Genomic DNA, 19,349 nt, shown 5'->3' with positions numbered 1-19,349 from the left:
AGGTGGTTTGCAGATGCCAATGATGGCTGTGATAACATCACCTAAGCCAAAAATGAATATAAGAAATGATGCTTAATCCATTGCTTGATACCGGAGGCTTGCCGCGCTTTCGAGATTTGCAGCCCGAGCACGCTTTGCCTGCGCTCCGCGAGCTTATCAGCGCACATCGACAAAAGCTTGCCGCACTCCTCAGTGCCGAAACGCCACTGGACTTTGACTCTCTGATCAAGCCGCTGGAGGAAATGCAGCATGAATTGCGCTCCGCATTTTCGCCGGTCACTCACCTGCAGAGTGTGCTTGAGGACCCGGGCTGGCGCGATGCGTACAACGCAGCACTCCCGTTGCTCACCGAACATGACGCCGAAATTTCGCAGAACAAGGCGCTGTTTGACGCTTACCAGCAGGTTGCAGCCGCACTCCCGCCCGATGCCAGCAACACGCAACGCACGCTGATTCAGCACGCACTGCGGGATTTCCGCTTGGGCGGGGTCGCGCTCGACGACGAGGCGAAAGCGGAGTATCGCGAGATACGCCAGCAGCTGGCCTCCCTGCAAGCGGGTTTCGAGCAGAACGTGCAGGACTCGACGGACAACTGGCATTTGTACGTCGCAGACGAGAAGCGCCTGACAGGCCTGCCAGAATCAGTGATTGCGCGGGCCCGCCAGGCGGCTACCGATCTCGGCAAGTCCGGTTTTCGCATGCCGCTCGATTTCCCCACCTGGCAGGCGGTAGCCACTCACGCAGCCGACCGCGAACTCCGCGCAACCTTCTACAAGGCATGGGCTACCCGCGCGTCGGATCAGGCCAAAGATCCGCAGTGGGACAACAGCAACAATATCAACCGGATCCTCGCGTTGCGGCACCGCCTTGCCGAGCTCGTGGGCTTCAACAATTTCGGCCAGTTTTCGCTGGCGACGAAGATGGCAGGGGATACCGGCGAAGTCATCGGCTTTCTTCGCGAACTTGCGAAAAAGACCCGGCCCGCTGCCAAACGCGAAATTCAAGATCTGGAAGCGCTGGCCGGACGGCCCGTCGAAGCCTGGGATGTCAGCTACTGGCTGGAAAAGCTCAAACAAGAGAAATTTGCGGTATCCAACGAATTGCTCCGCGAGTACTTCCCCGTAGACCGGGTGAAAAAGGGGCTGTTTGCGCTCGCGACCCGACTCTACGGCGTATCGTTGAAGCGAAACGATGCTGTGCAGACCTGGCATCCGTCCGTTCGCTACTACGAAGTGCACGATGACAACGGCGACATCGTCGGCGGTTTCTACACCGACCTGTTTGCGCGTGCCGGCAAACGTAACGGCGCGTGGATCGACGAATGCATCGTGCGCAAGAATCTTGCGGGCGAAAATGTCCGGCCGATCGGTTACCTGGTCTGCAATTTTTCGCCGCCAAACGATGCTGGCGTGTCGCTGCTGACACATACCGACGTCGTCACACTGTTCCATGAATTCGGGCACATGCTGCATCACCTGCTGACCCGGGTGGACTACCCGGCGCTTGCCGGCATTAACGGCGTGCCCTGGGACGCGGTGGAATTGCCCAGCCAGTTCATGGAGAACTTCGCCTGGCACAAAGATGTCCTGACCAGCGCATCCGGCCACCATGAAACCGGTGAGCCACTGCCCGACGAGATGTTCAACCAGCTACTCAAGAGCCGCCATTGTGGTGCAGCGTTGGCAATGCTGCGGCAGATAGAATTTGCCTTGTTCGATTTTCGTCTGCACACCGAGTTTGATCCCGAACAGCCCACAGAGCCGCTGGCAGTGCTCGCGGAGGTTCGGGACGAAGTCGCGCTGGTGCAGCATCCCGAGTTCAACCGCTTCCCACAGAGTTTTTCGCACATCTTCGCGGGTGGTTACGCCGCCGGTTACTACAGCTACAAGTGGGCAGAAGTTCTCGCGGCCGATGCATTCTCGGCATTTGAAGAGTCCGGCGTATTCGACGCCGGTACGGCCAGGCGTTTCCGCCAGGAAATTCTGGAAGTAGGCGGCAGCCGTGATTTCATGCAGGCTTTCGTCGCGTTTCGCGGACGCAAACCGACCCTCGAAGCGCTGCTAAAACAAAGCGGTATCAATATAGCCGCATGAAAATTGCCACCTGGAACGTGAACTCGCTGAAGGTTCGCCTGCCGCAAGTCACCGAGTGGCTGCAAAGTGCGCAGCCCGATGTGCTGGTCTTGCAGGAGATCAAGTTGGTCTCCGAGGCCTTCCCCGTCGACGCGTTCGCGGAACTGGGCTATCACGCTCTGGCGAGTGGCCAGAAGACCTATAACGGGGTTGCCAATATTGCCCGCGCGTCCATGCACGACGTAATCACGGACATCCCGGGCCTGGATGACCCGCAGCGGCGGGTACTGGCGACCACCATCAACGGCATCCGGGTCGTTAACCTGTATGTTCCCAACGGGCAGAGCGTGGGCTCGGACAAATACGCCTACAAGCTCGGCTGGCTGGCAGCATTGCGGGACTGGCTGGCGGCGGAATTGGCGCAGCATGAACGTCTGGTCGTGCTGGGTGACTTCAATATCGCCCCGGAAGACCGGGATGTATACGATCCGGACAAATGGGGCGACGACGTACTTTGCAGCCCGGCGGAACGTGCGGCACTTGGCGAATTAACCGCACTGGGCCTCGTCGATGTGTTTCGCGAATTCGATCAGCCGGAGGCCGCCTACAGCTGGTGGGACTACCGTGCTGCCGGTTTTCGACGCAATGCCGGCCTGCGTATCGACCTGATTCTGGCCAGTAGCGCTCTGGCGCCCTACTGCAATGCCAGTTATGTGGATCGCGAACCACGGAGCTGGGAACGGCCCTCCGATCACACCCCGGTAATTGCCGAATTTCGCGTGTGACAGTATCCCCGCCGATGTGACATATTTCGGTAATATGGCCGTCACCGACTCCCTCTCCCGATGTATCATTACTCCCCGGACTGATAAGCAGCCAGCCGGCGTGCGCAGTTTCCAGTCAGGAGTAAACGGTCGTGAGTAATGCAACAGCGTTAAAGCTGCGGCCAGATAACGATAAGAACAAGAGCAGAATCTTGTCCCACGATCGGCGCAACGACTATGACGTCACCAATACAGTACAGGTGAGCAACCCGCACGCGGTGCGCAAAGCAGTACGCGAGTTGTTCTCTGCAACCTACCCCGGTGCGCCGTTCGACAAGCTCTGGCTCGCCTTTTACGATTTCGAGCGCTTGTTCTCAGGACAGTTTCCCGGGTACGTGGGTTGTGACACGACCTACCACGACATGCAGCACACGCTGGACATGACCCTGGCGCTAGCCCGCCTGGTCGCCGGCTATGAACAAAGCGCCGACGAAGCCGACCGTCTCGGCGCGGACCGTGCACAGATGACTATCATCACGTCACTGTTTCATGACTCCGGCTACATTCGTCACGCAGACCGTGACAAGGAGTTTCACAACGGCGCCCAGCTGACCCAGCAGCACGTGTCCCGCAGCGCGGATTTTCTGCGGCGTTACCTGCCCGAGCTTGGTTTGGCCCGGGACGTCGCCGTAGCCAGCATGATCGTCCATTTCACGGGCTACGAACTGGATATCGACAAGATTGAACTCGATGACCCCCGTGACTCCATCTGCGGGCACCTGCTCGGCACCGCCGACCTGATAGCGCAAATGGCGGATCGCTGTTACCTGGAGAAATGCCGTGACAGCCTTTACAAGGAATTTGTGCTGGGCGGTATTGCCGTCGAACATTCGCGACCCGGCCACTTTTCGGTGCGCTACGAATCCGGCGTGGATTTGCTCAAGAAGACCCCGGATTTCTATCAGCACGTGTTGAAGACCCGATTGCAGTCCAAGTTCAACCGCGCCTACCGCTATATCGAAGTACTGTTCAGCGGCCAGAATCCGTACGTCGAGGCCATTCGCATCAATATGGAGCACCTCGTGCGCGTGCTCAAAACAGGCGACTGGCGCTTGCTACGGCGTGCGCCGCACGCCTATGTCGCTGACAGTGATGCGCCCCGGCAAATACAGGAACTCGTTGACCTGCAACTGGCGCGCGTCCCGACCCAGCACGATGTCAGCAAGGATTACCTGCCCGCCTGAGGCATTCAGCGCGACGCGAGAGCGGCACGTACAAAGTCGAGCCGGTCATTGCCGAAATACATCTCACCGTTCACAAACAGGGTTGGGGCACCGAATGCACCGCGGGATACGGCCTCGTCGGTATTCGCCTGAAGCTCCGCTTTAATCGAATCTTCGGCACACTGTTGCAGGCTCTGTTCCGGATCCAGCCCGGCGCGCGTCACGAGATCCAGCAACACCGCGTCGTCGCTCAGATCGCGGCCATGCACCCAGATCGCATCGAACATGGGTTGGTGCAAAGCTTCGAACCGCCCTGCACGCTTCGCTACCAACGCCAGGCGTAAGGCTTTGAGCGTGTTCTGCGGAAACAGCGGGTTCATGCGGAACGGCACCTGGTAGTGATCGGCCCAGCGCTGCAGATCGCGAACCAGGTAGTTTCCCCGCGCCTGCACCTGCATAGGCGGCGTATTGCCCGTGGCCTTCAGGACACCACCGAGTAACATCGGCCGGTACACGATTTCGTCGGCACCCAGAGTCGCCAACTGACTGTTCGCGAGATAGGAATAACTGCTGACGTAATCGAAAAAGAACTCCACGCGTTTCGACATTGGCGATACTCGGTTGCGATATTGACAACGGACAGCGTCAGGCCACGCTCAGGTGGCCGGAGCGCTCATCGGGACGAAGGCCGGCCGCGAACGAATACGCTCAAACCATGCATTGATCGCGGCATAGTTACTGAGATCGAACCCGCCTTCACCGGCCACGTGGGTGTAGGCAAACAGGGCAATGTCGGCGAGGGTGAACGCATCGCCAGTCATGAAGTCCCGCGTACCGAGTTGCTGCTCAAGTATGTTGAGCGCGCGGTAGCCACCTTGCTGCTTTTCTTCCAGCGCCTGCCGGCGCTCCGGCGGGTTGCCGAGGTACTTGATAATGAACCGCGCCGTGCCGATGTACGGCTCGTGACTGTACTGCTCGAAAAACATCCAGCTGAGTACGTCGGCCCGTTGCCGCCTGTCGGTACCCACCAGCGCGCTGCCCTCCGCGAGGTAGCTCATGATCGCGTTGGATTCCGGCAGGCAATAGTCGTTATCGACCAGCAGCAATGGAATCTTGCCGTTCGGGTTCATCCGCAAGAATTCTTTGCTGTGCGTTTCTCCGGCCAGAATGTCGACTTCGCGCCACTCGTAGTCCAGGCCGAGCTCAGCGCACAGCAATTGCAATTTGTAGCAATTGCCGGAACGGGAATCACCGTAAACGCACAGGTTTTCGTGCATACCTACCTCTGATTAGCGCCGCCATGCCGCAAGCGCCGAAGCGCTACCGCCTCCGCCGTACTCAAACGACGATTGGCATAGAACGCCGCCAAACAGGCGGCGAACAGCATGTAGATAACACCGATAATGCCGAACTCACGGGTGTAAAAAGTAGCTACAGTGTGCGTCGATATTTCGTTGACCAGTTCCAGTGCGCCGGTGCCGAACTCCCGGCCGGTGAGGAACAGGGCCACCAGAAAGCTGCCGGCGGCCGCTGCCGCGGCCGTAATCACGGCTGCGGCCAGCGGGAACCGCCAGTCGACACCACGGCCACCGCGGCGCATGGCAAGACCTATCAAGATGCCTTGCAGCATCGACACCCATGGGAAGTACTTGTCGAACACGAGTGCCACGTAAACCCAAAGGGCCATCGCCAACCCCGCCATCAGCAAGGACACCAGGATGCCCTGTCGTAAGTTCTGCTGGCCCAGTATGCGTGCCGGCTCGGGTGGCCGCGCTGGCGGCCTGTCTTTGCGCAGATAGCGTACAAGCGTTAGAAACATCGATCTCGGCCGTTCCCGCGCGAGCGGTCGCGGTATTCAGTAGCGGACAGGACGCCGTATGGTAGGGGAAAATTCCAGCGGGTGCGATCCGCAGACGAGCGGATCGCTTGCAACAGGTCGGCAGTGGCTTACGCCCGACCCTGTGCAGCGAAAAAGGCGGCTGAGACCGCGATGATGCTTGTGCGGCAACTGAGGCTCCGCACGGCCGCGAGTCATTGCTTTGCCCATTGCCTGCAGCCACACTACGCCCGACCGCAGGGAGACCATGGTGAAATCGATCATTCCAGTCCTGACATTGTTGTTCAGTGTCACCGCTATTGCCGAGGACAACATCAATGCCGAGCGCCCGGGCTTCAGCTCATCGCCGTTGACGCTCGACTACCGGCGCTGGCAAGTCGAAGTCGGCTACCAGTATCAGCGCATCAATAGTGCGCAGGATGCGCATACGTTGCCGTTATTGCTGCTGCGCTACGGTGCCGGTGAACGCGCCGAAGTCCAGTTCAGCTGGGCGGGGTTTAACGAAGTGGATACCGGACCGGGCAGCTTCACGGGCACTACTGACGCAAGTGTCGGCGTCAAATGGCAACTGACCGACGACGCAGCCACCACGCCTATCGGCGTGTTCGCGTCGCTGTCGTTGCCGGTCGGCGACGATGAATTCAGCAGCGATGAAGTTGACCCGACCCTCGGGCTGTTCTGGGCGCATAACGGCCGTATCAACCTGTTCGGCACGGTGCTGCTCTCCGAGTTCGACGAGCAATCCGCCATCAGCAATGGCATTGGTATCAGCCTGCCGGTGAGTGACCGGTGTCGCGGCTGCGGTGCGTACCTCGAGTACTTTGGCACCTACCCCGAAGACGGCGGACCGCAGCACAATCTGAACGGTGGCATGACTTTCTTGCGCTCCGCTGATTTGCAGTTTGATGTGCACCTCGGCCTCGGACTGAATGACCGTGCGCCGGACAGTTTCGTCGGTCTTGGGGCCGCGTACCGATTCTGAGCGAGGCGCTCAATCACGTCAGTACACTTTCGATGTAACGTCACGCCGGCTGTGGCACTGAACGATTACGGCGTTTTTCAGTCGGAATCACTGCAGCACAGTATCGGGGACATTCGGCATGCGGCTTTCAACATCGATAGCGTTACTGCTCGTCGCAACCATGGCGGGCGCGACCGGAGTCGAAGTCGATTTCGAAACCAGCGACGGGGTGCTGATATACGGCGACCTCTATCTTGCGCCGGATCGACCAAAAGACGCGCCACTGATTCTGCTGTTTCATCAGGGCGGCGGTGATGCGCGTGGTGAGTACGGTCCGCTCGTCGATCGCCTGCTGGCCGAGGGCTATCACGCACTCGCCATAGACCAGCGTCGGGGTGGCGACCGTTTCGGCATGTTCAACCGCACCTCGGAACGTTTTGCTGCGCAGCGGCACAGCTACGACGATGTTTCTTATTGCGACGCTTATCCTGATCTGCAGGCGGCGCTCCGGTTCGCAGACAGCGACGGCTTCACCGGACCGCGCGTCGCCTGGGGCAGCAGCTATTCCGCCGCACTCGCGATTCGCCTCGCTGCCGAAAACGCGGATGACATAGACGCCGTACTCGCGTTTTCACCCGCGGCCGGCGATGCGATGGAAGGTTGCCAGCCCGAGCAATACAGCAACCAAGTCACGCAACCTATGCTGGCCCTGCGCCCGATCAGTGAAATGCAGGCACCAAGCGTACCGCTGCAACTGGAACTGTTTCGCAAGCAAGGTCATCAGACCCATGTCGCTGATCCGGGAGTACACGGTTCATCCATGCTGAATGAAGCCCGCGTCGGTGCCCCGACGGACAAAACCTGGAAAGTTGTACTCGACTTCATTCGCGCGGCTCTGGGCGAACATCACAGCACAGCCAAACCGTTACAAATAGAACCGTCCAACTGACTTTCGCGCTACCAATTAAGGCTTGCGGGCCAAGGTCGTCAGTGTGATTATTTCGCCTTTGGCGCAATCCGGCCACTAACAGAATCTGCAGGTTTCCGGTCGCCATACATCATGGAGTGTGCATTGTGGACCTGACCGGACACTGGGTTGGAATTACCGCCCTGGTCGTATTTGTCGTCGCTTACGCGTTCGTCATCACCGAAGAATTTACCCACCTGCGAAAATCAAAGCCTGTCATGCTCGCCGCCGGCATCATCTGGGCCGTGATCGGCGTGTATTACGCGCAGACCGGGGAACACGAATTACTTGATGAGGCAGTACGCGAGTACCTCACGGAATTCGCCGAACTGTTCCTGTTTCTCCTTGCCGCAATGACCTACGTCAACACGATGAGTGACCGGCTGGTGTTCGATGCGTTGCGCAGCAAGTTGCTGTCGCGCGGCTTTAGTTACAAAGCGCTGTTCTGGATAACCGGTGTTCTCAGCTTCTTCCTGTCGGCACTCATCGACAACCTGACCACCGCATTGGTCATGTGTGCGGTGATCCTCGCGGTTGGCCGCGGCAATCCCCGGTTCATCGCTATCGGCTGCGTCAATATCGTGGTCGCTGCCAATGCAGGTGGCGCGTTCAGCCCATTCGGCGACATCACCACGTTGATGGTCTGGCAGGCCGGGATCGTACGCTTCACGGAATTCTTCGCACTGTTCGTGCCATCCGTCGTGAACTACATGGTGCCGGCGGTGTTCATGTCATTCGCTGTGCGCAACGAAGCGCAGAACGTAGAGAACGAAGTAGTGGTCATGCGCCGCGGCGCGAAGCGCGTCATCGGCTTGTTCGCGCTGACCGTCACTACAGCAGTTTGTTTCCACAATTTCCTGCACCTCCCGCCATTCCTCGGCATGATTACGGGCCTCGCGTACCTCAAGTTGTTCGGCTACTACCTGCGGGTAACGCATGACAAGCTCAACGCCCATGATCATGGCAATCACTCCGCCGGCGAAGTCGTGCCGTTCGACAGTTTCCGCGAAGTTGCACGTGCGGAATGGGACACGCTGCTGTTTTTCTTCGGCGTGATCATGAGCGTTGGTGGCCTGTCCTTCATCGGATACCTGGGGCACCTGTCCGGCTACATGTACATCCAGCTCGGCCCAACTACGGCCAACGTACTCGTGGGTGTCATGTCAGCCATAGTGGACAACATTCCGGTCATGGTGGCGGTATTGCACATGCAACCGGAAATGGGGCTTGATCAGTGGTTGCTGGTCACCCTGACCGCTGGCGTCGGCGGCAGCCTGTTGTCGGTCGGCTCCGCGGCCGGTGTTGCGTTGATGGGGCAGGCACGCGGCAAGTACACGTTCTTCAGTCACCTGCGCTGGACGCCGTTCATCGCACTGGGCTACGCGGCGAGCATCGCCACGCACCTGTGGCTGCAATAGGCAGCGTTGCTTCTCAAAGATAAGGTGAGAACAATGCCGCCGCGGAATCGCGCAAACGCACGGGCATGGAGCGATTGGCCAGTTCGTCGTAGTTGATGCGCCGACCAGTAGCAATAACGCGGTGAAAATACGCGGCGAGTTCGGCGTTGAGGTCCCTGGAAAAGACCTCGATGCCGAGCTCGAAGTTGAGTCGCAAGCTGCGTGAATCGAGGTTCGCGGAACCGATCAGCGTGTAATCGTTATCGATGCAAATCAGCTTGGTGTGACAGAACGGTGGCTCCTGGTACCAAAGCTCGATATCCCAGCGCAGCAGCTCGGCAAGTATATTCTGGTGTGCCCAGTGCACGTAGAACAGGTTGTTCTTCTCCGGCAACACCAGTCGTACCCGTACCCCGCGTAACGCCGCCGATTCCATGGCACCCATCAATTCGCGACTGGGCAGGAAGTACGGTGTCATGATGTCGACCGAACGCTCCGCGGCACTGATGACGGTCTGAATGGTCACGGCCAACGCATCAAGTGCCTCGTTCGGGCCATCAGGAACGACCCGGCAACGCATGTCACCTTGTGGCTTCATCACCTGCTTCGGCACCTCATCCTCTTCGCCCCGGGTAGCGAAACTCCAGTCACCGAGAAACACGGCAGCAAGCTCGCCAACGGTCTGTCCGCGGATTGAAAAATGCACGTCTGTTACATCGCGTTTCCGGCGGTCAGTCTCGACGTGGTCGTCGCTGATATTCATGCCGCCAGCAAAAGCAACAGCGTCATCGACAATCAGGATCTTGCGGTGATTGCGCATGTTCAAATAGACGCTGGGAGGTAGCAGCCGCGGCGGCAAAAACCTGGCGGTTGCAATGCCTCGCTTGCGCAATGCTCGCGAAGGACGTGGCCACGCATACAGCTCACCGAAGCCATCTACCAGAACCCGTACGTCAACACCGCGCGCGACCGCTGCCTGCAAAGCATCCGCGAACTGTGTGCCGATCGTGTCCATTTTCAGAATGTAGGTCGCGAGGAACACGCGCTCGCTGGCGCGTTCGATAGCATCGAGCATTTGCGGGTAGGCGATGTCGCCGTTGTACAACGGCGTAACGGTATTGCCGTCCGTCAGGGTCTGGCCGGTGATGCGCCAACCGACACCGCTTTTCCCCGGTTCCCCCTCGCCTGAATGCACCGCGGCACGTTGGCCCACTTCGTAGCCGACATAGAACAAGCGACGCTTCAGGCCACGTGCCCGTGAACGAACCCGATTGATGCCGAACAGGAAGTACGCGATCGGGCCGCCGTAAGGCACGAAGATGCAGGCCATGATCCAGCCCATCGCCGCCCGCGGATCACGCTTGTAGAGCAACGCGTGATACACACCGAGCGTGGCTGGCGTTATGTAGATCAGTACGAGCAGCGCTGTCAGCATGATCGTCGCGGGCAATGAAAGAAATCACTATATAGCGTGTGCCACACAGATTCGATCAAAAAACCACGCTCGCCCGACCGCCGTCGACGCTATACGGGCCTTGTGTCAGAATGCCGCGATGCTGATTCCTGCTTACCAGTCCGCCCCGTGATCCACGCCGTAATTTTCGATATAGACGATACGCTGCTGCACTCGATGTCAGCCGACGACGTTCTGTACCGACAAGCCATACGCGACATCGTGGGCGACGTTCGGTTTCGCTCACAATTGGCTGACTACGAACACGTATCGGATTTCGGCATCCTCCGCGAAGTATTGCAGGACAACGCTATTGAGGCGACGGACGAGGTGACTACAGCGATCCAGCGACGGTTTCTGGATTCACTGTCCGCGTACGTGGAGAACAACGGCCCGTTCCGCGAAATCGATGGCGCACGGCAACTCCTGGACCGGTTGCGTGGGTCAGACGAGCATGCAGTCGCACTGGCGACCGGTTGCTGGCGCGAGTCCGCTCTGCTGAAACTGCACACCGCAGGCTTCAACGTCGCAGACCTGCCGCTGGCCACGGCCGACGATGCCATGCCACGAGTCGCCATCATGCAAACGGCTTTGCGCGCCTTGCCCGCCGAACTGGCGAGCATCACGTATTTCGGTGACGGTGTATGGGATCAACGTGCCTGCGCCAGTCTCGGCTGGACGTTTCGTCCCGTGGGGCCTGGCCTGAATGGCATTAATGATTATCACGGCGAGTATGCCGAGCTGCTGACGTGATGCAGCCAGGCAAGTTACCGCGGCCGCCCGGATAAACCGCTTAGCGCGTTCTGCAACAGCGGTACAATGCGGTACCTGATTTTTTTCACCAAAGCCGAACGCACTGGTAGAGAATTGACGCTTGCACAAAACCGCTGCAACAGCCCGGCGACGCCAGTCCCGACAATGTCTCATCGTAACCGTACTGCTTGCTGCCCTGCCCGTGGCCACCGCAATGGATACCCCTGATCTGCTGACAAGCGCCGACCTCGCGCATTTCGACCAGCCAGCCGCGGACGCACGCCTGCCGTACGGCACTGACCCGCTGCAGTTCGGCGATTTGCGGCTGCCACCGGGCCCCGGCCCGCATCCTGTTGCCGTGTTTATCCACGGCGGTTGTTGGATGGCGGAATACGACATTGCCCACAGCAGCAAACTCACTGCCGCTCTTGCACGACACGGCATCGCGAGCTGGTCGCTGGAATTTCGCCGGGTTGGCAATGACGGCGGTGGCTGGCCGGGCACCTTCGCGGATGTCGCGGCAGGCACGGATCACCTGCGCGAAATCGCTGCTGCCTACAATCTCGATCTGGGCCGGGTTATTACGATGGGCCACTCTTCGGGCGGCCAACTGGCACTGTGGCTGGCTGCCCGCAAGAACCTGGCCGGATCAGGGCCTGGCGCCTCAGCAGATCCATTGGCGCTGCAGGGCGTGCTTGGCCTCGCCGCCGCCGCAGACTTCGATTACCTGCACGAGGACGGCACCTGTGATCGGGCCGTTGATCAACTGCTCGGTGGTTCGCCCGCCGAGTACCCGCAGCGTTACGCCTGGACGGACCCGGTTCGCTTGTCACTGGGCGACACGCCGCAGCGGTTGCTGGTCGGCCGGCATGACGATGTCTGGTCGCCGCCGGCCCGCCGTTATTTTGCAGCCGCCCGTGAACGGGGTGAGAACGCGCGGCTTATCGAAGCACCGGATTCGGGGCATTTCGAATTGATCGACCCGGATTCAAGCACCTGGCCGCTGGTTCTCGAGGCTGCTCGCACATTGTTGTCGGCGAACCCGGAACAACAGTAGAACGGCAAAGCGTTGGTTGTTGCCCATCAGGATCGTTCGCAAGTGTCAGGACCGGACCGCCGTTCTGCGAAAGGGGCATACAAGTATTAGGACACCCAGAATAAGCACCAATACCAAGTATTAGGACACCCAGATTAAACACCAAGACAGGTGCTAGGTGCGAAGTACCAGGACACTCAGATCAGGGGTACCGTGTACGTACGAACAGTTGCTGCTGGTAGCAGTAAGTGTCTAAGTGTCAGGACACTCAAATTTGCCGAAGAGCAGGTACGGGGACACTCAATTTAGTGGAGCAAGTGCTGCGGACAAGCACAGTAAGTGCCAGTAAGTACGGGGACACTCAGTTTTAAGCAAGGGTAAGCCCGGCGACATTCAGATCAGAGGTACCGTGTTGTATGTACGAACAAATGCTGCTGTTGGCCACGCTCACGGTGCTGGTCATGATCAGTCCCGGCCCGGACATGGTGATCGTCATGCGCAACACGATTGTCGGCGGCCGCGCCGCGGGCCTGCAGACCTCGTTGGGTGTACTGGGCGGCAATCTGGTCCATATCAGCTATTGCCTGCTGGGAATTGGCTGGGTCATTTCGCAAAGCATCCTTGTGTTCTCGATCATCAAGTTCGCGGGTGCCGCGTACCTGATCTATCTCGGGATCAGCAGCTTTCGCCCTGAACAAACATCGCTGCGGGTTTCGGACATCACGCCGGTCGTGCAGCGCCGCACCTGGTTGCTGCAAGGACTCATCAACAACTTGCTCAACCCGAAAGGCACCTTGTTCTACCTCGGTGTCTTTACCGTCGTGATTACGCCGCAAACCACGGTCGGGACGACAGGGCTGCTGGTGGCAAGCATGGTTCTGATCAGTGCGCTGTTCTGGTTGTTTTTTGTCTATACACTGGACCGGCCCGCTGTGCGCCGCTTCATCGACCGCTCGCAGCAGACGGTCAGCCGGGTCTTCGGCGTGGTGCTGCTGGCGCTCGGTGAACGGGTGGCGCTGCTTGATCGCTGAGCAGGTGTGGCGGTGCGACCGTCGCGGCGTGAAACAGCGCCTCGCACTTTTGGTCAACTTCTGTTGTGCCTGAACCGCCGGCACAGTCAAAACAGACAAGCGGAGCCATGCCATGAAATTCATTCGAGCTCGCGAGTTCATCGGCAAGAACGCCTGGGACGCGCTGCCGATCGCCGTGATGAACGGCATCTCCACCCGGTTGCACTGGACCGACCAGCCGTACCGGTGGCACACGAATGATGGCGAAGAGGTGTTTGTTGTTCTCGATGGCAGTGTCGACATGCACTACCGCGACGACAACGGCGAACACATCGTCACAATGGAATGTGGCGATATTTTTCATGCGACGGTTGGCACAGAACATGTCGCGCGCCCGCGCGGTGCCGCACGCATTCTGGTCGTGGAAACAGAAGGGAGTGTGTAGTGTCCGCCGCCACGCTGGCCGGCGTATGAACCCAGATGCCGTACCGGCTTACGGCTTACGGCTTACGGCTTACGGCTTACGGCTTACGGCTTACGGCTTACGGCTTACGGCTTACGGCTTACGGCTTACGGCTTACGGCTTACGGCTTACGGCTTACGGCTTACGGAAAAGGTATCGGCATGCACCGTAGGCCGCAAGTTACGATGGGACCGACTGCTTTCGTGATCGGCCAGTGCCCTGGGGTTATTACTGATTCATGCGCTTCCTGCTGATCACCGTATTACTGTCACCGCTGCTCTTATTGCAGGGACGCTGGACCCGCGCGCGCACACCGCGTTTGCCGGAGGCTGACGGTGCACGGGAAGGCACGGCAGGCAACGGGCCGCTGTTGCGGCTGCTGATACTCGGCGATTCGGCCGCTGCCGGGGTCGGCGCCGTTGATCAGCGTGACGCGCTGGCCGGCCAGCTCGTCGCACAACTGGCCGATCGCTACACGGTACGCTGGAAGCTGTCCGCCGCTACCGGCAACAAGACCAGCACGGTACTGGCCGGACTTCCGACTGCCGGTCTGGAGACGTTTGATATCGCCGTTGTCTCGCTGGGCGTGAACGATGTCACTGGCGGCATCTCGCTCAATACTTTCGAACAACAACAACAGACTCTGTTGCGCGAATTGCAGCAACGCTTCGGCATTCGCCACACAGTGCTGTCCGCATTGCCACCGATGCACCTTTTTCCCGCACTGCCCCAACCGCTGCGCTGGGTACTCGGACAGCGCGCAAAGCAGTTTTCTGAGGTCCTCCGCCGGTTGTCACAACAGATTGAACGGTGTTCACTCTGCGATGTAGACACGTCCGGTGACCGAAGCATGATGGCGGCAGACGGCTTCCACCCTGGCCCGCCAGTGTACGCACGATGGGCTGCGCAGATCGTCGGGATCATCGTCCGTCGCTACTCTGAGGAGGCGTGCCAGACCTCAAGCCCGGCGGCGTGAAGCACAGCCCAAGGGTTATGGTTCCAGCGCCGGTTTGTTACATTAGCGACCACTCTGCGACAGCCGCTACAAACCCCACGGTAACTGGCTGCGTTTCTGCCTGCCATACCCGTGCTGGAGCTTAATTGTTATGGACCACTTCCTTCCCGTCAGTTCGATATCAGAAGCGATACAGCTCGCGGTAGCACCTGTGTTTCTGCTTACCGGTATCGGCGCGATACTGTCCGTCTTGGCCACACGGCTGGCCCGCGTGGTTGACAGGGCCAGAGTGGTGCAACGGCGGCTGGGCCTGGTCACCTCTGATCTGCACAAAGAAATGTTGATGTCGGAAACCGGCTTGTTATGGCGCCGCATCATGACCATCAACTGGGCTATCCGCTTGTCGGTGACTTCTGCGCTGTTGATTTGCGTCGTGGTCATGAGCCTGTTTGTCGGCGATTTCGTGCAGATCAATCTCGGGACGCTGATCGTCTACCTGTTCGTCCTTGCCATGGTTTTGCTGATTTTGTCGTTGCTCTTCCTGCTGTTTGAAGTATCGGTATCGACCCGCAAGATCCTGCAGAACACCGAGCACCTGGTTGCTGAATACGAGCACCGCGGAAACAGCTGACGCGTATTCGGAAAACCGTTCGCCGGCTCGCTTGGCGCGGGCTCGGTGGCAGGAAGCCATAGTCCAAGCAGAGATCTCGCCGGGAGTGCTGCCGCGTCTCAAGGGCAGGCAACATCCCACGGTTAATCGACAGCGAATGAACGCTGGAGTGAACAGACAATGAAGAACTCAAAGTTCGGCAAATTGATCAGAAAGATCAACCTGTACCCACCGTTTCTCGGCATGGGCATCAAAGTGCGGAGCTCGAACAACGACTTCACCCGCTTTGAAGTCGAGTTGCGCGCCCGCTGGTACAACCGCAACCTGTTCGGCACGCACTTCGGCGGCAGCCTCTACGCCATGTCGGATCCGTTTTTTGTCTTTATTGTCACGATGAACCTGGGTAACGGTTACATCGTCTGGGACAAATCTGCGGCGATTGATTTCCTGAAACCGGCGAAGGGCACGATCACTGGAATATTTGAGGTAAGCGTTGAGCGTCTTCAAGAGATTCGTGCAGAAGTCGACCAGCTCGGCAAAAGCACATACCACTTTGAAGCGGATCTTATAGACGAGAACGGACGAACAGTGGCCCGCGTCAGCAAAGAGGTGTACGTGCGCTCGAAAGCACATTCCAGTCACAAGAGCACCGCCTTGCCGGCTTGATTTATTTGGCCGACCCGCACGCAAACGGTGCGTTAAGCAAACCCTCTGATTTCGGAATGTACGAATAGCGACTTGAACAGTACCGCTGGATAGTTAGAGTGAACGTCAAAGACCAAGCGGAGCTAGCGGACAGCGTGTTCTTCTGCGTCAACATGAAACCTCCATGAGCGAACTGATCTTGTCTGTTATCGGCATTATTGGTGTCATGCTGCTGGGCATGCTGTGCTGGCGCTGGTTCGATCAACGCGAAGAACAGGCCGTCTGGACCCGGTTGGCGGCGTTGCAGCCTGATGAACCGGCACGATTCGACCCGGCAATGCTGCAGACCTTACCTGCACCAGCGCAACGCTATCTGCGATATGCCATTGCACCCGGAACACCGCTTTTCTCCGTTGCCGAAGTCACGATGCAGGGGACATTCAGACTGGGCAGCAGCGACCAGCCCGGTGACATGACCTTGCAGGCCGAGCAGGTACTGGCAGCTCCGTACGGTTTTCTTTGGCGAATGAGTGCCGCTGCCGGGCTGATGAGAGTCTCGGGTTCGGACATGGCCGAAGGCCGGATGAGCTGGAGTCATTTTTGGCTGCAGCAGGTTATTCCCGTTGCACGTGTCGGCGGCGACGCTGACCATCGTCGGTCCGCGTTTGGTCGTTGCGTGGCTGAGGCTGTGTTCTGGACACCGGCGGTGTTGCTAACGAGTGAAAACGTCGAATGGGAAGCTGTTGATGAGTCTTTGGTCAGAGTGATTTTTCGGTTCGAGGGTCTGGAGCAAGCCGTTGATCTGTTTGTCGAGCCCGATGGGCATCTTGCGAAAATCGTGTTTCAGCGCTGGTCGGATGCCAATCCGCAGAAGCGTTATCAGTTGCAGCCGTTCGGCGGCCACCTGTCTCGGTACAGGAACTTCCATGGTTTCAACCTGCCGACCCGAATCGAGGCGGGAAATTTTTTCGGTACTGATCAGTACTTCGAGTTCTTCAAGGTTGATGTTACTGATGTTCGTTTTCCGGATGCCGCTGACAACAACCCTGACGGCGATCCGCAGCAGAAGCCACGTTGAACGTTCCAAGCAAAGCTCTTTGCTGCACGGAGACAATTTTTCTTGCCGGTGCTGCTCACCACCTTGAGTCAGTGGCCGCCCGGCTACGCTGAATATCCGGTGCGACCGGTATCGGGTCTCAAGCGATCAGCATTATCGATTTCCAACGCGTCGAATTGCGCGCAACCGGGCTCATCGTCGGGGCAGTCAATGACTTACTCAAGTCTCTGACAGTTTCGGTTTCCGGAAAACAATCCAGAATTGGCCTGAAAGCTATTCTACAGTCACCGACTTCGCCAGATTCCTCGGCTGATCAACGTCCGTACCTTTCAGTACCGCAACGTGATACGCCAGTAGCTGCAGCGGTATCGTGTACAGAATCGGTGCCTGGAAATCCTGGATCAGGGCCGGCATGCGCATCGTGTGGATGCCGTCGTTCTCACCGAAGTGCACGCGTGGGTCGGCGAAGACGAACAACTCGCCACCGCGGGCGCGAACTTCCTGCAGATTGCTTTTGAGTTTTTCCAGCAGCTGGTCATCCGGTGCAACCGCAATAACCGGCATGTCTTCGTCAACCAGCGCCAGAGGCCCATGCTTCAGCTCGCCAGCGGCGTAAGCTTCGGCGTGAATGTAGGAAATTTCTTTCAGCTTCAGCGCGCCTTCCATGGCGACGGCGTTCTGGACGCCGCGGCCGAGGAACAGGGCGTGATGCTTGTCGACGAACTTTTCGGCAAGCACTTCGATGGACTTGTCCATCAGCAAGGTCTGTTCGATCAGACCCGGCAGTTCCGCGAGCTGCGCGACCAGCGCACGCTCTTGTCGCTCTTCGAGGCCAGCCCGACGGGCGAGGCAAATCGTGAGCAATGCCAGCGCTGCCAATTGCGTGGTGAATGCCTTGGTCGATGCAACGCCAATCTCCGGACCGGCGTTGGTCATCATCGCCAGTTCGGACTCGCGAACCATGGAGCTTTCGGGCGCGTTGCAGATCGTCAGTGTCGAGACATAGCCGGACACTTTCGCTTCGCGCAAGGCGGCGAGCGTATCGGCGGTTTCACCGGACTGGCTGATGCTGATGAACAGCGTGCCATCCGGCACAACCGGCGAGCGGTAGCGGTACTCACTCGCGATCTCAACCGAGCACGGAATCCGGCAAAGTTGTTCAATCCAGTAACGTGCTACCAGACCGGCGTGGTAACTGGTGCCACAGGCAATGATGTGCACGCCTTTGGTCTTGTCGAGTACCGCCGCCGCGTTTTCACCAAACGCCGTGTCCAGCGCGACGCCGTTCTCGATTCGATCAGCCAAGGTGCGGGCCACCGCACTCGCCTGTTCGTGAATTTCTTTTTGCATGTAGTGGCGGTAGTTGCCGCGCTCGGCCGCATCCGCGGTCAGTTCACTTTCTTTAACCGGGCGTTCGACCTGATTGCCGGCGGCATCAAACACCGTGACCTGGCGACGCTCGACCAAGGCGATATCGCCCTCGTCCAGGAACATGAAGCTGCGGGTTACCGGCAACAGCGCGGCAACGTCTGACGCAACAAAGTTCTCGCCAATACCCAGACCAACAACGACCGGGCAGCCGGCCCGTGCCAGCACCAGTTTGCCGGGCTGATTGCGGTTCATGACCGCGAGTGCGTAAGCGCCTTCCAGTTCGGCAACGGTCTTGCGAACCGCGGCCACCAGGTCAGCACTGTCTTGCAAATGCTGGTGGATCCGGTGCGCAACAACTTCCGTGTCCGTGTCGGATTCAAATTTGTAACCCGCCGCGGACAGTTCCTCGCGCAGCGTTTCGTAATTCTCGATGATGCCGTTGTGCACGATCGCGATTTCGGGGTGCGACATGTGCGGGTGAGCATTGAGTTCGCTCGGTGCGCCGTGGGTTGCCCAGCGCGTGTGGGAGATACCGGTTGTGCCGCGTATCGGTTGCTTGTCCAGCGCATTCTGCAGTTCCTGGACTTTGCCGAGCCTGCGCAGACGGTCAATGCCCGAGTCTTCCATGACCGCGATGCCGGCCGAGTCGTAACCGCGGTATTCAAGTCGGCGCAACCCTTCCATCAGGATGGGCACTACGTTTCTTTCGGCGACGCCGCCGACAATTCCACACATTTGTCAGTCCTCCCGGACCCGTCCGTTTGCTGTTGTCACT

The 19,349-nt window shown here is 58.8% G+C and carries 19 protein-coding genes; 14 read left to right on the top strand and 5 right to left on the bottom strand.

Features of this window, described 5'->3' with window-relative positions; genetic code table 11:
• Positions 1-65 precede the first annotated feature (65 nt).
• The 3 genes from BA177_RS00400 (at position 66) to BA177_RS00390 (ending at position 4,080) form a co-directional block, all read left to right on the top strand.
• On the top strand, positions 66-2,093 hold the full coding sequence (locus BA177_RS00400; protein ID WP_330385144.1) for a M3 family metallopeptidase: 2,028 nt from the start codon (positions 66-68) through the stop codon (positions 2,091-2,093).
• Positions 2,090-2,857: an exodeoxyribonuclease III gene (gene xth / locus BA177_RS00395; protein ID WP_068611721.1), complete on the top strand. Its 768-nt coding sequence runs from the start codon at positions 2,090-2,092 to the stop codon at positions 2,855-2,857. The genes BA177_RS00400 and xth overlap by 4 nt, the downstream gene beginning before the upstream one ends.
• Positions 2,858-2,988: 131 nt before the next feature.
• Positions 2,989-4,080 (top strand): hypothetical protein, encoded by a 1,092-nt coding sequence (locus BA177_RS00390; RefSeq protein ID WP_068611719.1) that lies wholly within the window; start codon positions 2,989-2,991, stop codon positions 4,078-4,080.
• Positions 4,081-4,085: 5 nt separating this feature from the next.
• On the opposite strand, the gene BA177_RS00385 is transcribed toward BA177_RS00390, so the two are convergent.
• Genes BA177_RS00385 through BA177_RS00375 form a run of 3 tightly spaced genes read right to left on the bottom strand, consistent with a single transcriptional unit; the run spans position 4,086 to position 5,878 of the window.
• Positions 4,086-4,667 carry a 2-hydroxychromene-2-carboxylate isomerase gene (locus BA177_RS00385; protein ID WP_068611717.1) on the bottom strand — a complete coding sequence of 194 codons (582 nt, stop codon included), beginning with the start codon at positions 4,665-4,667 and terminating at the stop codon, positions 4,086-4,088.
• Positions 4,668-4,715: 48 nt separating this feature from the next.
• Complete coding sequence (locus BA177_RS00380) at positions 4,716-5,336, bottom strand: glutathione S-transferase family protein (RefSeq protein WP_068611715.1); 621 nt, start codon at positions 5,334-5,336, stop codon at positions 4,716-4,718.
• Positions 5,337-5,338: 2 nt separating this feature from the next.
• A complete protein-coding gene (locus tag BA177_RS00375) occupies positions 5,339-5,878 on the bottom strand; it encodes a hypothetical protein (protein WP_068611713.1) in 540 nt (179 codons plus the stop codon).
• A 265-nt stretch (positions 5,879-6,143) separates the two neighbouring features.
• On the opposite strand from BA177_RS00375, the gene BA177_RS00370 reads away from it, so the two are divergent.
• The 3 genes from BA177_RS00370 to nhaD all read left to right on the top strand — a co-directional run bounded on the left by BA177_RS00370 (position 6,144) and on the right by nhaD (position 9,242).
• Positions 6,144-6,878, top strand: coding sequence for a transporter (locus BA177_RS00370; RefSeq protein ID WP_068611711.1), 735 nt, complete (start codon positions 6,144-6,146; stop codon positions 6,876-6,878).
• A 118-nt stretch (positions 6,879-6,996) separates the two neighbouring features.
• Positions 6,997-7,806 carry an alpha/beta hydrolase gene (locus BA177_RS00365; protein WP_068611709.1) on the top strand — a complete coding sequence of 270 codons (810 nt, stop codon included), beginning with the start codon at positions 6,997-6,999 and terminating at the stop codon, positions 7,804-7,806.
• Positions 7,807-7,931: 125 nt separating this feature from the next.
• On the top strand, positions 7,932-9,242 hold the full coding sequence (gene nhaD / locus BA177_RS00360; protein WP_231892472.1) for a sodium:proton antiporter NhaD: 1,311 nt from the start codon (positions 7,932-7,934) through the stop codon (positions 9,240-9,242).
• Positions 9,243-9,255: 13 nt separating this feature from the next.
• Here nhaD and BA177_RS00355 read toward each other — a convergent pair whose 3' ends face one another.
• Positions 9,256-10,656 (bottom strand): phospholipase D-like domain-containing protein, encoded by a 1,401-nt coding sequence (locus BA177_RS00355; RefSeq protein WP_068611705.1) that lies wholly within the window; start codon positions 10,654-10,656, stop codon positions 9,256-9,258.
• Between the two features lie 147 nt (positions 10,657-10,803).
• On the opposite strand from BA177_RS00355, the gene BA177_RS00350 reads away from it, so the two are divergent.
• The 8 genes from BA177_RS00350 (at position 10,804) to BA177_RS00315 (ending at position 17,224) form a co-directional block, all read left to right on the top strand.
• A complete protein-coding gene (locus tag BA177_RS00350) occupies positions 10,804-11,427 on the top strand; it encodes an HAD family hydrolase (protein WP_068611703.1) in 624 nt (207 codons plus the stop codon).
• 214 nt (positions 11,428-11,641) lie between these two features.
• Positions 11,642-12,484, top strand: a complete 843-nt coding sequence (locus tag BA177_RS00345; RefSeq protein ID WP_068611702.1) for an alpha/beta hydrolase family protein — start codon at positions 11,642-11,644, stop codon at positions 12,482-12,484.
• A 395-nt stretch (positions 12,485-12,879) separates the two neighbouring features.
• The gene (locus BA177_RS00340) at positions 12,880-13,494 is read left to right on the top strand and encodes a LysE family translocator (RefSeq protein WP_068611700.1); all 615 of its coding nucleotides are present in this window, start codon (positions 12,880-12,882) and stop codon (positions 13,492-13,494) included.
• A gap of 112 nt (positions 13,495-13,606) precedes the next feature.
• On the top strand, positions 13,607-13,918 hold the full coding sequence (locus tag BA177_RS00335; RefSeq protein ID WP_068611698.1) for a cupin domain-containing protein: 312 nt from the start codon (positions 13,607-13,609) through the stop codon (positions 13,916-13,918).
• Between the two features lie 256 nt (positions 13,919-14,174).
• On the top strand, positions 14,175-14,912 hold the full coding sequence (locus BA177_RS00330; protein WP_068611697.1) for an SGNH/GDSL hydrolase family protein: 738 nt from the start codon (positions 14,175-14,177) through the stop codon (positions 14,910-14,912).
• A gap of 130 nt (positions 14,913-15,042) precedes the next feature.
• Positions 15,043-15,522, top strand: a complete 480-nt coding sequence (locus BA177_RS00325; RefSeq protein WP_068611696.1) for a DUF2721 domain-containing protein — start codon at positions 15,043-15,045, stop codon at positions 15,520-15,522.
• 159 nt (positions 15,523-15,681) lie between these two features.
• The gene (locus BA177_RS00320) at positions 15,682-16,167 is read left to right on the top strand and encodes a DUF4442 domain-containing protein (RefSeq protein ID WP_068611694.1); all 486 of its coding nucleotides are present in this window, start codon (positions 15,682-15,684) and stop codon (positions 16,165-16,167) included.
• Between the two features lie 163 nt (positions 16,168-16,330).
• Positions 16,331-17,224 (top strand): DUF6544 family protein, encoded by an 894-nt coding sequence (locus BA177_RS00315; protein WP_068611692.1) that lies wholly within the window; start codon positions 16,331-16,333, stop codon positions 17,222-17,224.
• A gap of 252 nt (positions 17,225-17,476) precedes the next feature.
• Here the strand turns inward: BA177_RS00315 and glmS are convergent, their stop codons facing one another.
• Positions 17,477-19,309 (bottom strand): glutamine--fructose-6-phosphate transaminase (isomerizing), encoded by a 1,833-nt coding sequence (gene glmS / locus BA177_RS00310; RefSeq protein ID WP_068611691.1) that lies wholly within the window; start codon positions 19,307-19,309, stop codon positions 17,477-17,479.
• Positions 19,310-19,349 lie beyond the last annotated feature (40 nt).

Source organism: Woeseia oceani (assembly GCF_001677435.1).
GTDB lineage: Bacteria > Pseudomonadota > Gammaproteobacteria > Steroidobacterales > Woeseiaceae > Woeseia > Woeseia oceani.
This window is presented reverse-complemented; position numbering and strand designations above follow the sequence as displayed.